Annotated in this window: 20 protein-coding genes and 1 tRNA gene; 11 read left to right on the top strand and 10 right to left on the bottom strand. The window is 43.9% G+C overall.

Annotation, left to right across the window (positions count from 1 at the left end):
• Positions 1–176: 176 nt before the first annotated feature.
• From QFZ48_RS22730 to QFZ48_RS22740, 3 genes are all read right to left on the bottom strand, one after another.
• Positions 177–470 (bottom strand): putative quinol monooxygenase, encoded by a 294-nt coding sequence (locus QFZ48_RS22730; protein WP_429049418.1) that lies wholly within the window; start codon positions 468–470, stop codon positions 177–179.
• Positions 467–1294 (bottom strand): SAM hydrolase/SAM-dependent halogenase family protein, encoded by an 828-nt coding sequence (locus QFZ48_RS22735; protein WP_370913288.1) that lies wholly within the window; start codon positions 1292–1294, stop codon positions 467–469. Before QFZ48_RS22735 ends, QFZ48_RS22730 begins: the two co-directional genes overlap by 4 nt.
• Positions 1295–1541: 247 nt before the next feature.
• The gene (locus QFZ48_RS22740) at positions 1542–2354 is read right to left on the bottom strand and encodes an SDR family oxidoreductase (RefSeq protein WP_429063737.1); all 813 of its coding nucleotides are present in this window, start codon (positions 2352–2354) and stop codon (positions 1542–1544) included.
• Positions 2355–2544: 190 nt separating this feature from the next.
• Between QFZ48_RS22740 and QFZ48_RS22745 the strand changes: the two genes are divergently transcribed.
• Positions 2545–2617 (top strand) — tRNA-Lys (locus QFZ48_RS22745).
• Between the two features lie 220 nt (positions 2618–2837).
• On the opposite strand, the gene QFZ48_RS22750 is transcribed toward QFZ48_RS22745, so the two are convergent.
• Both QFZ48_RS22750 and QFZ48_RS22755 read right to left on the bottom strand, forming a co-directional pair.
• Complete coding sequence (locus QFZ48_RS22750; RefSeq protein WP_429063739.1) at positions 2838–3719, bottom strand: toll/interleukin-1 receptor domain-containing protein; 882 nt, start codon at positions 3717–3719, stop codon at positions 2838–2840.
• Between the two features lie 63 nt (positions 3720–3782).
• Entirely contained in the window at positions 3783–4550 is a 768-nt protein-coding gene (locus QFZ48_RS22755; protein ID WP_429063741.1) for a hypothetical protein, read from the bottom strand.
• Here QFZ48_RS22755 and QFZ48_RS22760 point away from each other — a divergent pair.
• From QFZ48_RS22760 to QFZ48_RS22795, 8 genes are all read left to right on the top strand, one after another.
• Positions 4549–5648 (top strand): IS3 family transposase gene (locus QFZ48_RS22760; protein ID WP_394349268.1). Its coding sequence is split into 2 segments (ribosomal slippage): positions 4549–4804 and positions 4804–5648, totalling 1101 coding nucleotides; the frame shifts between segments, so codons are not numbered across the junction. The genes QFZ48_RS22755 and QFZ48_RS22760 overlap by 2 nt on opposite strands.
• A gap of 291 nt (positions 5649–5939) precedes the next feature.
• Positions 5940–6353 carry a hypothetical protein gene (locus QFZ48_RS22765; protein WP_429063743.1) on the top strand — a complete coding sequence of 138 codons (414 nt, stop codon included), beginning with the start codon at positions 5940–5942 and terminating at the stop codon, positions 6351–6353.
• 108 nt (positions 6354–6461) lie between these two features.
• The gene (locus QFZ48_RS22770) at positions 6462–6605 is read left to right on the top strand and encodes a winged helix-turn-helix transcriptional regulator (RefSeq protein ID WP_429065536.1); all 144 of its coding nucleotides are present in this window, start codon (positions 6462–6464) and stop codon (positions 6603–6605) included.
• 182 nt (positions 6606–6787) lie between these two features.
• Positions 6788–7342: an RNA polymerase sigma factor gene (locus tag QFZ48_RS22775; protein ID WP_429063745.1), complete on the top strand. Its 555-nt coding sequence runs from the start codon at positions 6788–6790 to the stop codon at positions 7340–7342.
• Between the two features lie 68 nt (positions 7343–7410).
• Complete coding sequence (locus QFZ48_RS22780; RefSeq protein WP_429063747.1) at positions 7411–8478, top strand: FecR family protein; 1068 nt, start codon at positions 7411–7413, stop codon at positions 8476–8478.
• A gap of 144 nt (positions 8479–8622) precedes the next feature.
• The gene (locus tag QFZ48_RS22785; protein ID WP_429063749.1) at positions 8623–12027 is read left to right on the top strand and encodes a SusC/RagA family TonB-linked outer membrane protein; all 3405 of its coding nucleotides are present in this window, start codon (positions 8623–8625) and stop codon (positions 12025–12027) included.
• Positions 12028–12037: 10 nt separating this feature from the next.
• Complete coding sequence (locus QFZ48_RS22790; RefSeq protein WP_429063751.1) at positions 12038–13987, top strand: RagB/SusD family nutrient uptake outer membrane protein; 1950 nt, start codon at positions 12038–12040, stop codon at positions 13985–13987.
• Between the two features lie 21 nt (positions 13988–14008).
• Positions 14009–15169: a DUF1735 domain-containing protein gene (locus QFZ48_RS22795; RefSeq protein ID WP_429063753.1), complete on the top strand. Its 1161-nt coding sequence runs from the start codon at positions 14009–14011 to the stop codon at positions 15167–15169.
• 314 nt (positions 15170–15483) lie between these two features.
• On the opposite strand, the gene QFZ48_RS22800 is transcribed toward QFZ48_RS22795, so the two are convergent.
• Together QFZ48_RS22800 and QFZ48_RS22805 are read right to left on the bottom strand one after the other, a co-directional pair.
• Positions 15484–15933 (bottom strand): VOC family protein, encoded by a 450-nt coding sequence (locus tag QFZ48_RS22800; protein WP_429063755.1) that lies wholly within the window; start codon positions 15931–15933, stop codon positions 15484–15486.
• An 81-nt stretch (positions 15934–16014) separates the two neighbouring features.
• On the bottom strand, positions 16015–16341 hold the full coding sequence (locus QFZ48_RS22805) for a T9SS type A sorting domain-containing protein (protein ID WP_429063757.1): 327 nt from the start codon (positions 16339–16341) through the stop codon (positions 16015–16017).
• Positions 16342–16388: 47 nt separating this feature from the next.
• On the opposite strand from QFZ48_RS22805, the gene QFZ48_RS22810 reads away from it, so the two are divergent.
• Positions 16389–16862, top strand: a complete 474-nt coding sequence (locus tag QFZ48_RS22810; RefSeq protein ID WP_429063759.1) for a hypothetical protein — start codon at positions 16389–16391, stop codon at positions 16860–16862.
• Between the two features lie 41 nt (positions 16863–16903).
• On the opposite strand, the gene QFZ48_RS22815 is transcribed toward QFZ48_RS22810, so the two are convergent.
• A complete protein-coding gene (locus QFZ48_RS22815) occupies positions 16904–18166 on the bottom strand; it encodes a serine hydrolase domain-containing protein (protein ID WP_429063760.1) in 1263 nt (420 codons plus the stop codon).
• A gap of 518 nt (positions 18167–18684) precedes the next feature.
• On the opposite strand from QFZ48_RS22815, the gene QFZ48_RS22820 reads away from it, so the two are divergent.
• The gene (locus tag QFZ48_RS22820; RefSeq protein ID WP_429065539.1) at positions 18685–18864 is read left to right on the top strand and encodes an ORF6N domain-containing protein; all 180 of its coding nucleotides are present in this window, start codon (positions 18685–18687) and stop codon (positions 18862–18864) included.
• A 440-nt stretch (positions 18865–19304) separates the two neighbouring features.
• On the opposite strand, the gene QFZ48_RS22825 is transcribed toward QFZ48_RS22820, so the two are convergent.
• Both QFZ48_RS22825 and QFZ48_RS22830 read right to left on the bottom strand, forming a co-directional pair.
• A complete protein-coding gene (locus tag QFZ48_RS22825; RefSeq protein WP_429063761.1) occupies positions 19305–20222 on the bottom strand; it encodes an arginase family protein in 918 nt (305 codons plus the stop codon).
• A gap of 45 nt (positions 20223–20267) precedes the next feature.
• Positions 20268–21005: an SDR family oxidoreductase gene (locus QFZ48_RS22830; protein ID WP_429063763.1), complete on the bottom strand. Its 738-nt coding sequence runs from the start codon at positions 21003–21005 to the stop codon at positions 20268–20270.
• Positions 21006–21042 lie beyond the last annotated feature (37 nt).

The raw sequence follows: 21042 nt of genomic DNA on the forward strand, positions 1-21042 counted from the left end.
TTAAGGTCCGACAAAAATATAAAAAACAGCAAATTATGCTAATCTGGCGAACAGTTTTAACTTTTTGTAAATATCTTTTTAGCTGTTACCCTTTTGGCTAGCCGCATCCGGGCGCCGGAAGGGAGTTTTCCGGGAGATTAAAAAAGCATTATAATTCAATGATCAGGCGCTGTTGGTTACAGGCTCACGGCAGTTTGGACGGTCCAGGCAGCAGGTTTTGCATTGAAAAGCGCTTTGGTGGCGGCCCAGGTTTCCCGGAAGAGGGGGGATTGCCGGTACTTTTCGAGTGCCGTTTCAGATTCCCACTGGCTGAAGGTGAACCAGGTATTTCCGGAGGCTGCGTGTTCCCACAGTTCGAGGTGGAGGCATCCGGGGAAGTGGCGGATGAGTTCCTGTTGTTTGGCAAAGAGTTCCCGGAAGGTGTTTACTTTTCCCGGGTCGAATTCCATTTTAACGATACGGTTAATCATTGAAAAATTATTCTAACAGTTTGGTAGTATGACAGTTGCTGGTAGCCGGCTGGCTGTGTGAGCTGGTCGCGGCGGAAGCCTTGCAGGCCGAACAGGCCGGCGGCATTTCCTTTGTTGATGGCTATTTCCAGGTAGCCGGCAGCGTTGAATAGGGCGAGCTTGGTGCCTTCGGGAACGTCTGCATAGGTTTCGCTGATCTGGCTGATGACTTCATCGCGTCGGAAGAAGATGCGGAACTTCCGGTTTTTGCACTGCATATCGAACTGTTGGCGTGTGATGTTCACGACAACGTTTTCGAAGCTGTCGATATGAATGATCTGTCCTTCTATGAAGTCGTCGCCCACAAGTGGCTGCAGGTTGTGTTTTACGTGGATCTGCTGGGTGAGCGGGCCGAGTTCACCGAGGGCTTTGCCGCGGCTTAGCTCCCGGGCGGCGGATGCCAGCAGCTGGATAATGGTAAATGTGTTTTTGGGGGCATCCGGCGGAAGGGGCAGTTTAATGACCTTCTCCGGCATACCTCCGGCAATCATGGTGAGCAGGCCATTGTCTGCGCAGCCGATGTATTGCCCGTTATGTTCTGCTACCAGCACATGATCCGGGCGTTTATCGAATAAATTGATTAATACAAAGTGAAAGGTACCGAGCGGGAAATAGGCAAAGGCGCTTTTACAGATATAAGTGGCCTGTGGTAGATTGAAGGGGCTGATATGGTGGGTGACGTCCGTAACATGACATTCCGGGCAGTATTGCCAGAGCTGCCCTTTGATGGCACCTACCAGGTAATCCTGCATTCCTATGTCTGATGTTAAAGTTATAATGGACATGCCCGAAAATCTAAATCCAAATCCCAGTGTTCAAAACCCACGAATCAATTCCCGTCCTCACTCGTCTATCCGTTTTTCATTTATCCGGAATGGCAAATTAAAAGTGCGCTTTCCTTCCAAAAAAGATGCCATTGGGGGTTAAGTGAACTAAACTTAGTGCAAATAAAGACAAAAAAGCCGAGGCGATCGTATTTTAAGCGGAATTTTTTGCACTAACGTTAACGGCTACAGTGAAAAGAATGGTTACTTACTGAAGAGGGGAACCGGGTTCTTTTTTAAAGTGATTATAAACCATTTTGTCCAGGAAGCCGGGGAGGAGTTTACTTAACAGCACGGTGAGTTTGCCCTGGCCGGTGAGTACCAGCGTACGTTTTCGTTTGGCGATAGCGGTGGCAATAGCGGCTGCTACTGCTTCTGCGCTCATCAGCTTACCTTCGTCCAGCGGGGTTTCGCTTTGTGCCTGCCCACGCGGATTGAGTGCGGTGTTACGTATATTCGAGGCCGTGAATCCGGGGCATACCCACATCACGTTAACGCCTGTATGTAAATTTTCGGTGCGCAGCGCTTCCAGGAAACCCTGCATGGCGAACTTGGAAGCGGAGTAGCCGGTACGTGCGGGCAAGCCCCTGTACCCGGCAATGGAAGATACTCCCACAATCGTTCCCTTGTTAGCCTGAATAGAGGGATATGCAAATTTGGTACAGTATACGGTTCCCCAGAAATTGATATCCATGAGCGATTTCAACACGCTTACATCCAGATCGCGGAACAGGGCGCGCATGGAAATGCCTGCATTGTTAATAAGGATATCTATTTTTCCGAATTGACTGATGGTACTTTCGATAAAGGCTTTACATTCGGCCTCTACACTAACATCTGCGACGAAAGTAAACAGCCGGGTGTTATTGACTTCCTGTTGCAGGTCATTGAGGGCAGCCTGCTTTCTGCCGCAAACAGCCACATGAGCACCATGTCCCAGTAATTCTGTTACAAGGGCTTTTCCAATTCCTGACGATCCGCCTGTGATGACAACCGTTTTATTCTGAAAGTACGTTTTCATGGGTATAATTTAGCTTCACAAAAATAGGTGAGTAACATCAATTTATTACAAGGCATTTACAGAAATGTAATGAACTATTTTTGGGTGGGTGGTGTTATAATACTTTGTGGTGCCCGGTTTGGGATATTTTTGAATAAAAATTTGGCAGGAATAAAAATATTCCTATTTTTGCAACCGCTTAACAGCAAAGGATCTCCTAGCTCAGTTGGTAGAGCAATACACTTTTAATGTATGGGTCTTGGGTTCGAGTCCCAAGGGGATCACTGGAGAAACGGGAAACCTGCGCTTGGCGCGGGTTTTTTGTTTTTGGTCTATTTGTTAGTCTATCAAAGTGCGGGTTCGCTGTTTCGGCTTACTTAGTTTTATGCGGGTTGACTTATCGTTATAAATTTAATCAATTTTAACGTGAAATATAACGTGAAATTTTTCTCGCACTAATTTTAGGACTTTTGTTTACTAGAGGAAGCTTCCTTAAGCAAAATTTCACACTGTTATTGCAGTATGAATTTTACTAACTAAAGCCTCAATCTCTTGTTGGTATTGCTCTTCTGTTTTATTTTCTTTGGAGGGCCATGTCAAACCAAAACAGTCAGCTAAAGATGGAGAATAATCATATACTTCCTCTACGGTAATATTGTACCAGATCGGTAAAATTATCTTTTGATTGAATATCAATTCTCGTGTAAAAATAGCGTCAAATTCAGTTTTTGTCCATCCACTATTGGTTAGAAAATTTTTTGTCAAAATTAAAATACATTTTTTAGCCTCTTTGATTCCTTTTTCTATTGAACCTCTTAAGCTATCGCCAACTTTTAGTGTAAATTCGTCATACCAGACAAAACATAATCTAGAGTTTAATGAATGAGCCAAAGGACGAGCGATAATATCCTTATCTCTGGAATCGTGTGATATGAAGGCTATTGGACTTTCTAGTTTCATTTTACTTTGTAAATATTTCTGATCTCTAATTGTGATGTTAAGATTACTTTTTTTTGATAATTCATCAAGAAATGTTAGACCCTCTATTGGGAAGTCACCTTCATAATAGAAATATATTTTATTAGAAAAGGTAGGGGATTTATTTCCTATTGTGATGTCTCCTATTGAACTTGTAAAAGCATGCAAAAAGTTAGTTTCACTGACTGTTTCATTTACGCTAGTCGTTAGAGTATATATTATGCTAGTTGGGTCTGAATTAGGCTGTAAATAGTATGTCAGAAAGCGAATTGCAGTTTGTAGCTCTACACGTAACTGTAGATTTATATTTGTTTCCTCACCGCTTATTGGATCTTTCAATGTATAGGATTGGCCTATGGCCAAAGTCCTAGGAAAGTCATTGTTGAAATATTCTAATAAAGTGGCCATAATTCCATTATATGTCTTAATCTACAGAATCGTTTATCAAGTTTATTTTTGAGTGACCTTAGATCAGAAAAGAGTCTTTGTAAGTTTATCCACGCCCTTAAGCAAGTCTATTACTTCATCTTCTGTTGGTTCTCTTTTATTGTGGTCACATACATTTCTTATATCGGCAAGATGTTGAATAAATCTCCATCGAGGAATATCAATGACGTTATTAGCTTTTAAAAGCTCATTAAAGTCATTTATTGTGGGATTCTTCTTAGCGGTGTTCAAATTGTGGTTAGAACAAACTTGTGCCAGGTGTTTTTCTAATACAACTCCTCCAATTGCACCTGCTGCGCGATGGAATTTATTTTTGGCTAATTCTTTCGCTGCTTCAAGTTCAGAATCAAATAAGTCGGCTTGCACTAATTGCCTGATATCAAACAAGGAACTTTCAAACCTTCTTTCTACTGATTTCAAAATGCTTACCTGTTGTTCAAATTGAGGAATTGCCGCCTCAGGGCCAACTTTAAATTCGCCTCCTCTTCTAACGGTCAAAGAAATTAGATAATCCTCTATCACATAATTTCCATATTCTATGGCCTTTCTTGTTTTAGGTTTTTCATATAATTTAATAAAATCGCTTAGTCGATCCGGCAACACAATTTTAATTAGAGCGCAAGCTTCCGAATACCACGTTTGATACTCTTCTTTAAAAGAGATAAAGCTTGATAGTGCTTTTTCTATCTTCTTAGGATCTTTTGACCTCTGACCTCCTCCCAATAAATCGGGCCATTGAAAAGTAGAGAAATCGGGCAATAATTCATAATTTAAACATGAAAAATTGCTCATGAAAAAAACAAAATTTACCGAAAGCCAGATTGTGTTTGCGCTTAAGCAGGCGGACAGTGGTGTAAAGGTCCAAGAAGTATGCCGGCAAATGGGTGTCAGCGAAGCTACTTTTTACAACTGGAAGAAAAAGTATGGAGGACTTGGAATGAGTGAGCTAAGGCAACTGAAGCAACTTCAGGACGAAAATGCGAAGCTGAAGCAGATTGTCGCAGATTTAAGCCTGGACAAACAGATGTTGCAGGATGTGCTAAAAAAAAATCTTTGAAAACCCGTCAACTACGGCAGTTGGTAACCCATTTAACTGCCGACTACCAGGTATCCCTTCGAAGAGCCTGCCGCGTAGTTTGCATGCCCTGGTCCAATTGGCATTACCGTTCGCGCCGCCGAGAAGATCGGCACCTTCGCCAACGAATGCGCGAGATTTCAGAGGCGAGGGTCAGATATGGGATGTGGCGGATTTACATACTGTTACGCAGAGAGGGGTTTAAGGACAATCATAAAAGGATTCATAGGATCTACAAAGAAGAAGGGCTTAACCTACGCAGCAAAAGACCACGAAGGAATAAATCAGCGGCACACCGTCTGGAAAGACCCAATATCACTAATTTACACCAATGTTGGAGCATGGATTTCGTAGCCGATGCTCTCTTCGACGGACGTAAATTCAGGTCGTTAACTATAGTCGATAATTTTAGTCGCTACTGCCATGCGATCCGGGTCGGGAAATCCATCAAGGGGATAGATGTAGTGGAGGCTCTGGAAACTCTTAAGCGGGAGAATGGCACCGTCCCAAAACGGATACAAGTCGATAATGGAAGTGAATTTATCTCGAAGGATTTTGATCGATGGGCATATGAAAACAAGGTTGTGCTGGACTATTCTAGACCAGGTAAACCTACAGACAACCCATTCATAGAATCCTTCAACGGTTCATTCAGGGATGAGTGCTTAAACGTAAACTGGTTCTTATCCTTGGATGATGCCTATGAGAAAATTAGCAACTGGGTACAAGAGTATAATACCTTTAGACCACATAGCTCATTAAACGAGCTAACACCTGCTCAGTTTGTAGCCAATTGCAAACAGAACGAATATTGAGATGGTAGAAATAAAAATAAATCCTGATGATAAAAAGACGTCTTTTGCGGCAGTAGAATATAAACCAACGGCATCAGAAAAGACATCTTTTTCCCATCAGTTTTGTATCTTTAGATAGCCCGGCTTTCTCTATCTCACACTGACCCGACAAATGGGGGGACCTCAAATTAATTTATAACTCTAATTCTTGCGGCCGAAATATGGGGGAGCCGACAATACCCTTCCCGAATAAAGGGCTTGGTTTATTTATCGGCGTTTCTGTTGCCCGATGGTATTGCTCCGCCGGAAATTATGGAAAACGATACATTGTCAATTATGCAGTCATCTTTAATCATAGACCAAGACAATGGAACAGTGAGCGTAGATAGGAATAAGGCAAAACAGTTGTTTTATGGAGACTGTAACGATTCGGTCGCAAGGTGGGCTATTGACAACTTGACACCAGAACCGATAATGCCTAAAAATTATAATGAAATCGTCCAAGTAGATACCTTAGCTACTGTACCTGTTAAAAGATTCTATATTGAAACGTTAAATGATAAAGCCCTTAGTATTAACAGCCAACGAAGAATGCAGACCATAATACCGTGTGAGAAAGTATATACGCTTAAAAGTGGGCATTCACCCTTTTTATCGCAACCGGATAGCCTTGCAACAATACTTACTGAAATAAGTAATGTACTTTGCGAAAAAGAAAGTATATAAAAAATCATTATGAAAGAGAAAATATTCAAAACTGTTGAGAATTGGCATAGGGCGTTGAACGCCAAAGACAGAACTCACTGGGCTACCAGGTAGAACCGGCAAGATGGACTGGTAAAAAGAACCGTTTGCGCCGAAGTTCAGCCAAGGGTAGAATATGAACTCACTGAAATGGCAAAAGAGTTCGGTCCTATCTTCAAACAACTCAGCGAATGGGGTGGTAAACAGCGGAACCTGCCGGCAAAGGAGTTGTAGTATCATGATGCTATTTTGACTTTTGCTCCCCGGATTTTATCCGAATCTTGGTAAATCAAGGACATGGCCTTAATTTAATTTTCCAATCAACAAGTCCGACTATACTGCAGGCACCGGAAAATGCTGACGCTGTATTTTATAATATTGCATACTCTTATTATTAAGGCATTTACCAATTCGTTATGAAAGGAGGGACCGAAGCGGGGCTTCTATTCCAGCAACTGCAAACCGCAAATGGAGAGACTGTTCTCGTGAAACTGCATAACTTATACTTTAGCCGGATATTCAAGCTTATTTTCTCCCTGGTAAAACAGCGTGAATCTGCTGAAGAACTGGCCAGCGACGTATTCGTACAGCTATGGCAACGGCGGGAAAAACTATCGGAAGTGGTAAATCCCGAAGTCTATTTATATGTTATTGCCCGCAACAAAGCCTTTACGTTCCTGAAACAACAACTCAACATGACCGAGCCGCTGGAAAACATCGAAGATTTCCGGCTGGAAGTAGCGCGCTCCCCCGAAGAACTACTGATCTCCTCAGAAATGCTACACCGCATCAATACCGCCATCAATCAACTTCCTCCCAAATGCAAACTCATATTCATGCTGGTTAAAGAGGAGTCGTTCAAATACCGCGATGTCGCTGAAATATTAAATATCTCTCCCAAAACCGTTGAAACCCAGATGGGAATTGCATTAAAGAAATTAAGCAAGGCCTTCATATTTTCCACCACATAATTTTTTTTTCTGTCTTTAAGGGTAAGGGGGCGTTTTACCACTCCTTCTAATAAACGACCGTCATCTTAATGGACAGAATTTGGGAATTACTCGCAAAAAAATTTAATCACGAGATCTCTGATCAGGAGGTCAAAGAGTTGGAGGACCTGCTAAAGAAGCATCAGCAGGAGTTCCAGCAGAGCGAGGTATTAAATTCTGTTTTCAACCTGGAAATTATTACGGAAGAAGAACCTGCTGTGATCTCGCAGAGCGAGAAACGCCTTCGTCATGCCCTCGGGCAACTGACCGCAGCTGATGAACCGGCAGAACCTTCAGTATCCGGCGTTAAACACCACTTCAGGCGCTATTCGAAGATGTATATAGCTGCCACGCTGAACCTGGTTGTCATCACAGTATTATACCTGGTAGCCGGGCGTGACGGCGCCGGTACCTTCGACAATAAGATCAACACGGAGCGTGGCGCCAAAACAACCGTTCACTTGCCGGATGGATCTGTTGTGATCTTAAACTCCGGCAGCCGGCTTAGCTACGATAAAGATTTTGGTATAAAGAACCGGCAAATCAGCCTGGAAGGCGAAGCGTATTTTGACGTGAAGAAAAATCCGTCTATGCCGATGATCGTTGCTACTTCTACCGTAAAGGTGAAAGTACTGGGAACGACTTTTAATGTAAAAGCCTACGCAGAGGATTCAGTGGTGGAGGCGTCGCTATTTACCGGCACCATTCAGCTCACCACGGAAAAAGATCCTGAACGGGTGATCCTGCTCCGGCCACGGGAAAAAGTGATCATCAATCAAAAACAAAACCTGTATACCGCCCCTGCTGCGGCGAAAGAAACACATAACGAAACGGTGTCGTTACAGCATATGATGTTTAACCGGATCGACAGCAGCTTCGATGAAATGGCCTGGTTAAAAAATAAACTGGTGTTCCGCTCCGCCAGGTTCCAGGATGTGGCTAATGAGCTACAGCGAAGATTTAATGTGAGTATTTATTTTAATGACACAGTATTCCAGGATATACGTATTACCGGCACATTTTCGGATGAATCCATATACGAAATCATCCCGGCACTGCAACAAACTATTCCATTTCATTATACAAGTTCAGGAAACAAAATTTACATCAACCAGTAGATATCCGCCGTGCAGGTGATATCCATTACGGCAAAACTATTTTTATAACTACAACCGGTTCACATATCAGGGTATTGCAGACGTCATGAAGTCCGCAGGTATCTCTTTTTGCCTTTAATCTTCATTTTATAAACCAAAATCTACATGAACGTGAAAAAATGCTGCAAGCTGCTGCTGTATCTTACCGTCATACTATGCTTAAGCCCATGTCTTGGGGCTTTTTCACAACAAATCAGTATTCCCGTAGGTAAAAAATCAATCCGGGAGGTACTTGAATACATTGAAAAAACCACGCCATACCGGTTTCTCTATACAGAAGATCCGATGTTTGATAAAACGGCGGGAAGTTATGACGGCAAAAGTAAAGACATCTCCACCGTATTAACAGCACTGCTGAAAGAAACCGATATCTCTTTCAGGATTAATAACAATAAACTTGTAACGCTTCATACACCACGTTCTGCGCTGCTGGCTGCAAGAGATACTGCCGGGTCAAATATTACCATTTCAGGTACCATCGGAAATCTTCAACAACAGCCATTGACTTCCGTCAGTATTTACCTGAAAGCAAACCCGCTGGTAGGAACCGTTTCCGACAAAAATGGTTACTTTATCCTGAGTAATATTTCCCGGTATTCCACACTGGTATTTTCATCGGTAGGATACAAAACCCAGGAAGTGGATATTAAAAACATCCCGAATGCCAGTCTCCGGAAATTCCCCGTTTTAATGGAATCAGAAAGCCTTACAAAAGATGAAGTGGTAGTAACGGCCATGGGTACACAAAAGAAAGTGAGTGTTGTAGGCGCCATCACCACCGTAAACCCAACTGAACTAAGAGCTCCTACCCGTTCCCTTACCACACAGCTCGCAGGCCGGGTGGCCGGTGTTACCTTTGTGCAGCAGTCCGGTCAACCCGGGCAGGACGGCGCCTCCTTCATCATCAGGGGCATTAATTCCGTGACCGGCAATACCGCACCGCTGATATTGATTGATGGTCTCAGGAGAAACATCGACGACGTTGATCCTAACGACATCGCCACTTTTTCAATATTAAAAGACGCATCCGCTACCGCGGTATACGGGCTGGAAGGATCCAATGGTATCATTGTGATCACCACCAAAACAGGTAAGATCGCCTCGAGGCCAACTATCCGTGTTTCTGCATCCAGCTCTGTTAACAACGCCTCCTACAAACCTCAGTGGGTAGACGCGCCCACTTATGCACGAATGAAGAATGAGGCATTGGTAGTGAGAGGCAAACGCCCTTTTTACACAGAAGCAGAAATTGCAAAATTTGCCGACAGCGATATGGATTTCTATCCGAATGTAGACTGGTATAAAACGATGGTAAAACAAAACAATCCTTCGAACAAAGCCAACTTTAACATCAGCGGTGGCGGTAACGCAGTGACTTATTACATGTCTGGTGGTTTTTACAATGAGAAAGGCATGTTCAACAGCAAAGGCGCTGCCAACGCCAACTACAACCAGTTCAATTTCCGCTCCAACCTGAAGGCCGACCTGACGCCAACTACAACACTGGGTATCGGGTTCGATGGCCGGTACAATACCACCACGGAGCCGGGGCAGGGAGTAGACAAACTACTCGATATCATGAATATGATTAATCCTACGTTGTTCCCGGCCGAATATTCAAATGGTACTGCCCCCGAAGAGCCTATTGGCATACAAAATCCTTATTCCCTGTTGAACAAAACCGGTTTTATCAAGCGTTACGCCAATTACATGTCTACCAACTTAAACGTAACACAGAAACTGGACTTTATCACAAAAGGCTTATTCCTGAACGGAATTGCGTCTTTCACCAAAAGCAATTTTTACGCCCATCAGTATATCAAAAACTATCAGCGTCATGCGCCGGATTTTGCCAACAGTTACATGGGCTCCGGCAGAGACCAACAGGGCAACCTGGTCACCATTAATAAAACACCGGACCTTGATGACAAAATGAGTTTTAATTATGTAGCTCCCACCGGTAACCGTGTAATAGAGCTACAAGGCAGCATGAATTATGTGCAAACGTTTTTTAAAAAGCTGGCAGTAACCGGTTTACTACTGTACAAGCAGCGGGAATACCTGACCGATGCGCCCGATGGCAGTGGCGCTACGTTGCTCATCAACGCACTGCCTGCGCGCGAACAGTCTGTTGCAGGAAGACTGACATTAGGCTGGGACGACAGGTATTTCACGGATATCAACTTTGGCGCATCCGGATCACAGATGTTTACACCCGATAAACGTTGGTCTACCTTTCCTTCCATCGGGTTTGGCTGGGTGCCTTCTTCCGAAAAATTCTGGGGTAATATTTCCAACGTGGTGGACTTCCTGAAATTCAGGGTATCCTATGGTACAGTAGGCGCGCCCGGTAATGCTACCCGCTTCGGATATATGGCCACTACAGGCCCTGTTAACGGCTATACCTTCGGATTCGGACAGGCTGCGGGCAGTGGCAGCTATATTCCCGGTGTGGGCGAATCGCGGCTGGAACAATTGAACCTCACCTGGGAACGTAACCAGAAGCTGAACCTGGGCGCCGAAATAGGTTTTTTCAGAGAAGCCAAACTGGTGATCGATGCATACCAGTATGTCAACAACGATCAGCTGATTGATCTGAGCCGGTTACCTGCTACACTGGGCCTTCCTGCTATTCCCAGGGCAAACCTTGGCAAAACAAAATCAAGAGGTATTGATTTCGATCTTACCTATACCAAATCATGGAATAATTTCAGGATTAACTATATCAAAGGAATTGTCAGCTACAATACCAACACCATCCTTGAAAATGGACAACTGGATCCTAAGGTAGCCTACCAGAGCGGCATAGGACTCGACTGGGGCCGCAGCCTGAATTATATTGCACTGGGATTATTTAAAGATCAGAAAGATATCGATAACAGCCCGGTGCAAACCTGGAACAAAGTAATGCCCGGTGATATTAAGTACAAAGATATCGACGGTGATGGTGTAATCACACCTAACGACCGGATATGGACCGGGAATGTATATCCGAAATGGAGTTACTCCCTGGCCATCGACCTGCGGTATAAAAAATGGACTTTTGCTACCCGCGCAATCGGTAAGTTCAACATGTACCGGAGCATCTCCGGCGGAAGAATACCATTCAATCCTTACAATGCCGGGGGCAACGAAAACGGCGCCGTTTATACAACAGCCGTCAAAAACCACTGGACACCGGCATCCTACTCCGGTAATACCGCTACCGAAAATTTTGAAGCCACCTATCCCCGGCTGGGTTTTGGTACCGATAACCAGAACAACGCGCAAACGTCCACCTTCTGGTTAAGAGAAGCGTCTTACGTGAGGATCGCTGATGCAGAAATAGGTTACAACTGGACGCCCCGAACAAAAAAATCACCTTTTAAAAGTATTTACTACTATGGAAGATGTGATAATGTTATCACCTTCTCCAGGTTTAAAGACTGGAATCCGGAGCAGTTCTCCTCGTATGCCTATCCGTTGAAGAGAACAATATCCCTGGGACTGGAAATTGGATTTGACCTTTAAAACCGCGTACATGAAAAACAGCATATCAAAATTATTCATAGCCCTGCTATTCATCTTTTCAGCTGTCAGCTGTCATTATCTCGAAGCTGATGAATACCTGCACGAGGTAAACAATCTCAATAACATCTGGACACAACGGGTAGATATCCGGAAGGCCTGGGCTGCCTGTTACGGCAATATTCCCAACTATGCTGATATGGTATACTCGTGGCCATTTAACACCAATTACGACGAGGGCCATGGCGGATTGGACAACTATCCTAATCTCATTTTTGCGCAGGGTAAGTTCAATGCAGACAATCCACTATTCAGTTTCTGGGCCAACTATTACAAGGCCGTGCGCACCTGTAATCTTTTCCTGGAAAACTACCATAAGGCCAACGATAAGTTACTTGCGCCGGGTGAAGTAGAAGGATATGCTGCGGATGCCAGGTTTCTGCGGGCATTTTATTATTCGCAGATGCTGGAGTTGTATGGTCCTTTTCCCATTGTCAGTAAAACGATCGATTATTCCAACACCGAAGCGTTACCCACCAATAGAAATACAGAAGAAGAATGCGTGAATTTCATTGTATCGGAACTGGATAGTTGCATCAGCAAGTTGCCTCCGAAGGAGAACGTGCTGACCTCAGAACTGGGTCGTCCTTCCCGCGAAGCCGCCATGGCCATCAAGGCCAGGGTGCTGTTGTGGGATGCCAGCCCGCTGGTGAACGGAAACCCCGATTACAGCAACTTCAAAGATGCAAAAGGGAAAGCCTATTTCGCACCGGCTGCTGATCCGCAGAAATGGAAGAAAGCCGCCGATGCTGCCAGGGCCGTTATTGACCAGGGTAAGTTTGAACTGTTTACTGTACCGGCCAACAGCGGCTATACCACTGTTCCGCTGGGCAACTTTCCCGGGAACAATGTAGCCTGGCCCAACGGACCTGCAGGCATTGATCCCTATCGCTCCTTTAAGGGATTGTTTAGTGGCGGAAAGGCCTACTGGAATAAGGAAGCGATCTGGATCGTTAATTTGCCCAGCCAGACCTATAACCTCTCCATTCTTGGATTCCCGAGAAACTATAACAATGGCGAAGGCGCTATCAATACCGCCCGGGTTTATGCCACACAGAAACTGGTAGATGCCTTTTTTATGAACAACGGGGCTACCATCGACGAGGAAACCAGGAAGTTGTATAATGATAACGGCATCGCTGAAAGCGGTGATGCCTTTTATATAAAAGGAACCGGCAAAGATCCTGTTACGCCCATTATTACGGGCTTTAACCTGTCGAATATAAATGCAAAGGTTCCTAACCGCTGTTTGAACCGTGAAGCACGATTTTATGCTACGATCGGATTTATCGGACGAGGCTATGAACAGAATAACGGAACGTTATATTACGCCGACTATAAAGCTAATGCGCTCGATGGTTTCCTGCAGTCAGACAGACCTTCTACCCGTTCCGGCTACCCTATTGTGAAATGGGTGGCAGATGACGACCAGAAAGCAGGTGGCAGCTACGACAAACCCTATCATGTGGTACGTTTGGCAGAAATCTATCTTTCCTATGCCGAAGCGCTGAATGAATTTAGCCCCGGTGATGCCGATATATTAAAATACCTCAACCTCGTACGGTTCCGTGCCGGGTTGCCCGCCTACGAACCCGCGGGTAAGGAAATTACCCGGGAAAGAATTAAACGCGAAAGATATGTGGAACTGGCCTTCGAAGGCAAACGGTACTTTGATTCACGCCGCTGGAAAGATGCCGGCAAAACAACCCGCGATACCTGGGGCAATAGCCTGGGTATGGGCGGCCTCGTTTATGGTTGCAATTTTATGGCGCCGGATGGTGGCTTTTACGACAGGGCTGTTATAGATGGATATGTATTCAGACCCAAAAACTATTTTTTACCCATCCCTTTCCAGGAGGTGGCTAACTATTGGGGCACGCTTACACAAAATCCGGGCTGGTAGTTCATTCTTAAATCAGATATCATGAAACGCATTCATACTATATTTTTCTCGCTCTCCGCTATGGTAGCGCTTCACAGCTGTGGTAAACCGGACTACGAAAACAAAGAGTTCTACAAACAGGAAGCCTATATTATTTCGGCGGAATCTACCTCTGCTACTGAAAGGGAAATATCCGACTTCCCGGCGCATACTTTCGTGGATACCATTAAGTACCTCAATGCCCAGTACGATTCGGATACTATCATTGATACAAAGACCTTTGTAGCACAGGTGAAATTCAAAATCGGTATCGGCGGATCATTGCCCGCTGCCCAGGATCTCCGGATAGTAGTAGGCTTTGATGAGGAATCGTTGGAAGATTATAATATCCTGAAAAATACCACTAAGAAAATTCCTGATCCTTCCGCTTATACTCCCAGCATTCCCTACAACGAAAAGGAAAAAGGGTTTGTCGTCGAAATAAAAAAAGGCGCCTCTTCTGCTTCGCTGATCTTTGATGTACCCATTGAAAGAGCGAAGATGAGTGACTACGAAGATTACGCCTTTTCTTTGAAAATCCTGCGTGCGGATAATGTTCCGTTAAGCAGACAGTATACTCAGTTCCTGATTGCCGGGCTGTTGGTTACAAAAGACAGAACAGTGAACTGGTCGGGGTTTCCCATTCCCAAAATTCCCGCGGGAAAATACTACTCTGTACAGCTGGCCGGCAACGCCGGCGAAAACAGTCCTGACGGCAGAACCAGGAAATATAAATACATCACCCCCATGAGCATGACCGACGATCCCCTGCTCAACAATAAATACATCATTTGGGGAACGAGTGCCTGGAGCTTTGAAGTGTTCGGTTTTCACAGCGCCGGCTGGATGTATAATGTGCTTAGCCTGATAGATAAAGATTTCGGGACTTACCGGGTAGAGCCTGTGCTGGCCGGCAATACCAATTTCCCGGCGCCCACATTTGCCTATTCTACCGTACAGCAATCGAGCGATAACAATTTTTATGATCCCAGGCTCAAAACCCTGACCGTTCATTACAAAAACGTTATCGGCCAGGACTACACGGATGTGCTGACGTTTGTGAGTTCAGATTTTACGCTCGATGTGGTACGAAGCGGCTGGCCTGCACCACAAAGCTGGGCGGAGGCCAGAAGCAAAGGATTTAATTACTGGCTGCCGCTCTAAGGCGTTTCGCAAATTGGCGGCAACCATATTTCATTTACCTACCCCAAAACAAAAAAGCCTTGCAACGTGATGTTGCAGGGCTTTTCAAATTTTAGCGATGGTTACCCATGGTCTTAAAGAAAATTACCCGGAATGGGAGCGCTGCCGCGCCCTGTAGTGCCTGAAACGACGCGTTAACTACGCAACAGCAAAATTATTTCATGACAAAGGCTGGAAAGTAATAGCTGATAAAACTATAGAAGACATATTTTGACAAAAAGGCATCCATTTACAACAGCAACACCAGGAGAAAAAAAACACAGTCGATTATTCACTTAATTATTGAGTTGTTCTGCCAGCCCGATAATGATCCCTTCGGTTCCGCGAATATAACAGAGGCGATATAAGTTTTCATACTGAACAATTTCACCAACAAGCTCGGCTCCATGCTTGCTCAGCCGGGATAGCAGCTCATCGAGATTATCAACAGCGAACATCACACGAAGATAGCCGAGCGCGTTCACAGGAGCAGTACGGTGGTCAGAGATAGTAGCGGGAGTTAAAAACTGCGAAATCTCGAGCCGGCTGTGACCGTCCGGAGTAACCATCATAGCAATTTCTACGCTTTGATCACCCAACCCTGTGATGCGGCCAGCCCATTCTCCCTCCACTTTCCCTCTCCCTTCGAGTGTTAGACCTAACTCCGTGAAAAAAGCGATGGCATTATCGAGAGATTCCACAACGATGCCTACATTGTCCATTCTGAGTACTTTACTTTTTGTCATAGTTCTATGTATATATGTATGTCCAATTTAGCTAAATATTTCAGAATTCCGGGCTTTAAGGCAAGGCCGACTTTGAATGTCCTAACGCCGATATGCTAATTGTTTTACAAATTTCGCAGACGCAATGTCAGCCCCGTTCCTGTAAACAAGTAAATATACGCCTTCCTGTAAAGAGCCAGTCTCAATTGCCGACTGAAGCAACCCTTTCTGAACACGTTTGCTGCTTAAAATATTACCGCTTACAGATACTACCTGTAATACTGCATGATCTGTTGCAGGATAAGGTAATGTTACCACCAGGTGATCAGTAGCGGGATTAGGCGCTAACAGCAGTTTTTTAGCCCGTTTTTCTTTTAGCGCTAGTGAGGCCGGCCGGCTTGCACCAGGTTGCTTTAGTATAATCAGCATTCCCGGATAGCGATCGAAGCTATAGTGCTTTATGCGTTATGCATACTATGTCTACTGATGGAATAGGGACGAATGGTATGCCAATATCCAGTTACCTGCCGCCAGCCAACACGGGAGCTACTTTTAACGCCACTTCCGAATACCGGATTTTTAATTATAGTATTCTCAGTGGGGATAACCGGTTGATACAAACTATTGAACGAATCTATGAACCGGGAAATCCGTCAAATTTAGCAGCAACGATTACAGATTATAATTATGATAATTTCAATCATATGCAGCCTACTAGTATTGTTACCAGTATTAGTGATGGGGCTACAATATCCGTTTACAATAAATATCCTTTGGATTATACTATAGGCACAGCATCCAATAGTATAGCCAAGGGTATTAAGATTTTACAGGACAAACATATTATTACGCCGGTTATTGAGCAATATATTAAGAAATCGAATGCAGATGGTACTAATATCGGTACTATATCTTACAAGCCTGCGCATAGCGCGGGTTTTTGTTTTTAGCCGAGTTCGATTGTATAACCTCTTTACAACCTATGTATTTATCATTTAACCAGGTGCAATTTTCCTGCGTAGTGGCTCATAGTGCCCCATATCTTTTCAAATCCTGTCAGCAATTTTTTGTTCACACCATTCAGTCCTTCCAGTTCTGTATTGGTGATTAATAACATGCCATAACCTTTGGTGGGGCTAAAGAAAAGGAAAGCAGTAACTCCTCCATCGCTGCCACTATGCCCGATGATACCATTTTTTTTCATGGCATAGAACACACCAATATTAGGCTCTCCTGGATCTATATTCTTTGGATTATAAGCAGTTGAAAATGCAGGTTGTAACATGGTGGTGTAGGAGGCAGCAGTAAGAATTTTTCCTTTTCCTTCCTGCCCTGCAATATTTTCTTTCAGAAAAAGACTCAGCTCATGACAAGAAGTGGTAAGCCCGCCATCTGGATAAGTAACGGAACTGTATTTTGGATAAGAGACTTTGAGGCCGGTGTATAAGGTTGCCAGCTTTGCCTGGTCTGCGGTGGCGGTAGACCAGGTGGTATGTGTCATCTGCAATGGCTGCAGAATGTATTGTTGTGTGTACTGAGCGAAGGAAATACCTGATTTAAGTTCTATCAGCCAGGCCGCCAGATCAGAACCGATATTGGAGTACTCATATCTTTTACCTGGTGCGGCTTTATCAAAATTATTATTTGAATAATAAGTGCCGGACGCGCTTAAATAATCCTGGAGAAATGCGCCTAAAGTAGTGTCTTGGCCTTTTGCACCATAACCTTTTGATTTCATTAGACTATAGATGGGATTGTCTTCCTGCAAGGGGGTATTGTATAAGTATGTCTTTTTGTATGCAACAGGGTTATCTATTATCCCTGAAGTGTGCGTAACGAGTTGTTTTAACGTGATGGGTATTTTAGGCGCGTACGGATGTTGTACTTTAAAAGGTAAAATACTGTTGATGTCAGTGTCCAGTGTAAACAGGCCTTGTTCGATAGCTTTCATCACAGCCATTCCAATAAATAGTTTGCTGATAGAAGCAATCGGTTGTACCGTAGTAGTGGTGTAAGGAATGTTTTTTTCAAGGTCAGCGAATCCGAACGCATGTTCGTATAAAATGCTATCACTGTTTACAATAGATACGCTGAATCCCGGAAAACCGTTTTGCTGGTATTGTGTAGTGAGCGCGGCTGTTAGCGAATCAGCTGCTAACTGTCCCCTGACAGGATCAGCATTACAGATAAACAAAAGAAGGAGAAAGAGTTTTCCGACGATTTTTTCAACAGAATCCTGGTGTATACCTTTCATATTTAGAATATATTTCTTACCATAAAGAAAGGTTATTTTAATGAGAACTTTTTTAGGAAAATGAGGTTGGCCGAATGCCTGCGATTACTGTATATTTTACAAAAGTACGAATGTACAGTTAGGCTATTTCGGCCAATTTTCGTAAATCAAAGACAAAAAGGTTCGGGTTTTGTACCATAGGGATCACTGGAAGATTGAAAGCCTTCAAGTCGCAAGATTTGAAGGCTTTCTCTAATTTAATTTATTTGTTTTCAATTGATAAGGAGTTCAAGTACCATAGGGCCGATTTCTTAGTCGTTAGGTTGCACAGTTCCTCGGTTTAATGTTACCAACGATTTGTTTTAATACCACACAATTATCAAACAATAAAGCATGCAGTTTATGCAAACGACTAGTTTTGCTCAGCGAAGAATCTATTCTTAATATAAGTATTATTTAGGGCTAAAAATATTAAACAAACTTCAATTCCAGATGAAATAATAATGGATAAAATCTATTTTATCAGAGGACAGAAAATTATGTTAGACCGTGACCTCGCTGAACTTTATGGTGTTGAAACTAAAAGATTGAAAGAGGCTGTAAGAAGAAATATAAGTCGGTTTCCTGAGGATTTTATGTTTGAAATGAACAAAGAAGAGTTTGAGAATTGGAGGACGCAATTTGCGTCCTCTAACGAAGAGTTTAAGGGACTTCGCTAGGCACCTTTTTGCTTTAGTGAGCAAGGTGTGACTATGCTTTCCTGTGTTTTGAACAGTGAGAGAGCCATAGCTGTAAATATCCAGATAATACGGATATTTCATCGGATGCGGGAGATGATTTCACCTCACAAGGACATTTTATTGAAGGTGGAGTAACTTAAAAATAAAGTTAGTAACCATGGAGAAGATATAAGACTGATCTTCGATTACCTTAAACAGTTACTGAGTCCTGTATCTGCTCCCCGTGACATGATAGGATTTAAGGTGCATAAGGGTAGTATGTTGAACTTTAGGTAGTCGTGCTACAAGTATGCAACAGAAATTTTTACATGCTAAAGGAAGAAATTGTAATATTTCCAATCTGTCTGCAAAATCAGAAGCATCATTCGCTCCGTTATCTAGCTCACCTTTCTCTAAAGGATAGCCAGTGTTACCGACAATCAAAACACGTGTTTATCATTACAGGAACGGAAGGCACGCACAATGGTATCGCTGATATTTTGGGCGATCTGTCCGGTAGTATCGAAGCGGGGGTTGAAGATGGTGACATCAAAACCAATGATCCTGCCGGTACGTAGAAGTTGCTGAATAAAATATTCCGACTGCTTAAAATCAAGGCCGCCGGGCAGGCGATACTCTACTGCAGGGTTCAACTCATCAGCCAATACGTCGGTATCAAAATGGATCCAATAACCATCCAGGCCGGGATTAAGGTCTGCTATTGCAGCAGCTGTAACTTGTTCTATTCCCTCCTTTTCTATGTTTTCCAGGTCATAACGAATGATAGTAGTTTCGCGGATATCCTGCGAGCCGTATTTTTTTGTCTCCTCCCAATCCCGCTGACCTATATGAATCACGTGATCATCCTGCACATAGGGCTTTGAGTTGTTGATGTTGGTAAGTATATCCGGTCCCCGGCCGGTAACAATCGCCAGGTCCATATCCGCCACTTCGCCGGTTACTGATTTTTCGGGTTCGTAGAAGTCGGCATGTGCGTCTATAAAGATCAGCCCATATTTACCACGGGCTTTAAGACCTGACATGATACCCAGGAGGATGCTGCAATCGCCGCCCAATATCAGCGGGAAGCGGTCTTTATCCAGCAGTAAATTGACGGCTTTTCCCAGCTCGATAGAGAATTCGCGTAGCGGCACCGGGTTGAGACAGTGGGTGTCTGGGTCTCTTTTATCACTGTACTGCGCGTTGAGGGTAGCCAGGTGCAGCACCGGCTGTTCGGGCTGCAGCCGGTCGAGGCCGGCTCCCAGCAGGGCAGCTGCCAGGTCCTGCACGCCATTCGTGCGGAGCCCCAATATGGAAGGTGCCGCCAGGATCTGTATGTTGAGATTTTGTGTACTCATATACGGGATACCAGGGCACAAAATCTATTCCAGATCAGCTGCCCACTACCAGGGTATTGCTCCTGTTTCGGGATTATTTTCCTCACTGAAAAATTTCCCAGTAGGGCCATCATTGTCAATCAGCGCATATTTTACGATCCGTTTTCCGGCGTCTTTAACCGTTCCGGGTCCACGATGTCCATTAAAATCTGTTTTTGTAAATCCAGGGCAAACGGCATTTATTTTGAAAGGAGAATTTTTAAACTCGTATGCTAAAACCACCGTGTACATATTCAAGGCTGATTTGAAAGAAAGATATACAGCGCCTTTGTAGTCGTAGTATTTATATGTTGGGTCACTGTGGAGGGTAATTGAACCCTGACTTGAACTTACATTTACAATGCGGGGTGCTGACGACTCTTTCAATAAATCAATAAATGCCTGCGTAACCCGCACTGCGCCGTAGATATTTGCGTCATAAACTGCCTTAAACTGGTCAATCGTTGAATCAAGTGCCGTTTGTGGGGAACCACCATAAATACCCGCATTATTAATAAGTATGTCCAACACGTTTGTTTTTTTACCTATTTCTTTACGGGCTTTAATTACTGATTCATCGTCTGTAATGTCAAGCTGAATAGCTTCTGCATTGTTTAATCCCTTTGCTTTTAGTTTACCAACGGCTTCAACGCCGTTTTCTAAACTACGACTGCCGAGGTAAACATACATTCCTTCCTGAGCAAGTTGCTGTGCAACTTCAAAGCCAATGCTTTTGTTGGCTCCTGTTACTAATGCAAATTTCATGTTGTATGAATTTTATAAAGCAAAAGTAGAGGGGCCA

This window comes from Chitinophaga sp. W2I13 (genome assembly GCF_050434005.1).
In the GTDB taxonomy this organism is placed as follows: domain Bacteria; phylum Bacteroidota; class Bacteroidia; order Chitinophagales; family Chitinophagaceae; genus Chitinophaga.

What these genes read in the sequence shown, in the direction of transcription:
- QFZ48_RS22780 (WP_429063747.1), top strand. Translation starts at nt 7,411, where the DNA reads ATGGACAGAATTTGGGAATTACTCGCAAAAAAATTTAATCACGAGATC.
- QFZ48_RS22800 (WP_429063755.1), bottom strand. Translation starts at nt 15,933, where the DNA reads ATGACAAAAAGTAAAGTACTCAGAATGGACAATGTAGGCATCGTTGTG.
- QFZ48_RS22730 (WP_429049418.1), bottom strand. Translation starts at nt 470, where the DNA reads ATGATTAACCGTATCGTTAAAATGGAATTCGACCCGGGAAAAGTAAAC.
- QFZ48_RS22750 (WP_429063739.1), bottom strand. Translation starts at nt 3,719, where the DNA reads ATGGCCACTTTATTAGAATATTTCAACAATGACTTTCCTAGGACTTTG.
- QFZ48_RS22775 (WP_429063745.1), top strand. Translation starts at nt 6,788, where the DNA reads ATGAAAGGAGGGACCGAAGCGGGGCTTCTATTCCAGCAACTGCAAACC.
- QFZ48_RS22805 (WP_429063757.1), bottom strand. Translation starts at nt 16,341, where the DNA reads ATGCTGATTATACTAAAGCAACCTGGTGCAAGCCGGCCGGCCTCACTA.
- QFZ48_RS22795 (WP_429063753.1), top strand. Translation starts at nt 14,009, where the DNA reads ATGAAACGCATTCATACTATATTTTTCTCGCTCTCCGCTATGGTAGCG.
- QFZ48_RS22830 (WP_429063763.1), bottom strand. Translation starts at nt 21,005, where the DNA reads ATGAAATTTGCATTAGTAACAGGAGCCAACAAAAGCATTGGCTTTGAA.
- QFZ48_RS22755 (WP_429063741.1), bottom strand. Translation starts at nt 4,550, where the DNA reads ATGAGCAATTTTTCATGTTTAAATTATGAATTATTGCCCGATTTCTCT.
- QFZ48_RS22740 (WP_429063737.1), bottom strand. Translation starts at nt 2,354, where the DNA reads ATGAAAACGTACTTTCAGAATAAAACGGTTGTCATCACAGGCGGATCG.
- QFZ48_RS22765 (WP_429063743.1), top strand. Translation starts at nt 5,940, where the DNA reads ATGGAAAACGATACATTGTCAATTATGCAGTCATCTTTAATCATAGAC.
- QFZ48_RS22825 (WP_429063761.1), bottom strand. Translation starts at nt 20,222, where the DNA reads ATGAGTACACAAAATCTCAACATACAGATCCTGGCGGCACCTTCCATA.
- QFZ48_RS22820 (WP_429065539.1), top strand. Translation starts at nt 18,685, where the DNA reads ATGTTAGACCGTGACCTCGCTGAACTTTATGGTGTTGAAACTAAAAGA.
- QFZ48_RS22735 (WP_370913288.1), bottom strand. Translation starts at nt 1,294, where the DNA reads ATGTCCATTATAACTTTAACATCAGACATAGGAATGCAGGATTACCTG.
- QFZ48_RS22790 (WP_429063751.1), top strand. Translation starts at nt 12,038, where the DNA reads ATGAAAAACAGCATATCAAAATTATTCATAGCCCTGCTATTCATCTTT.
- QFZ48_RS22810 (WP_429063759.1), top strand. Translation starts at nt 16,389, where the DNA reads ATGTCTACTGATGGAATAGGGACGAATGGTATGCCAATATCCAGTTAC.
- QFZ48_RS22785 (WP_429063749.1), top strand. Translation starts at nt 8,623, where the DNA reads ATGAACGTGAAAAAATGCTGCAAGCTGCTGCTGTATCTTACCGTCATA.
- QFZ48_RS22815 (WP_429063760.1), bottom strand. Translation starts at nt 18,166, where the DNA reads ATGAAAGGTATACACCAGGATTCTGTTGAAAAAATCGTCGGAAAACTC.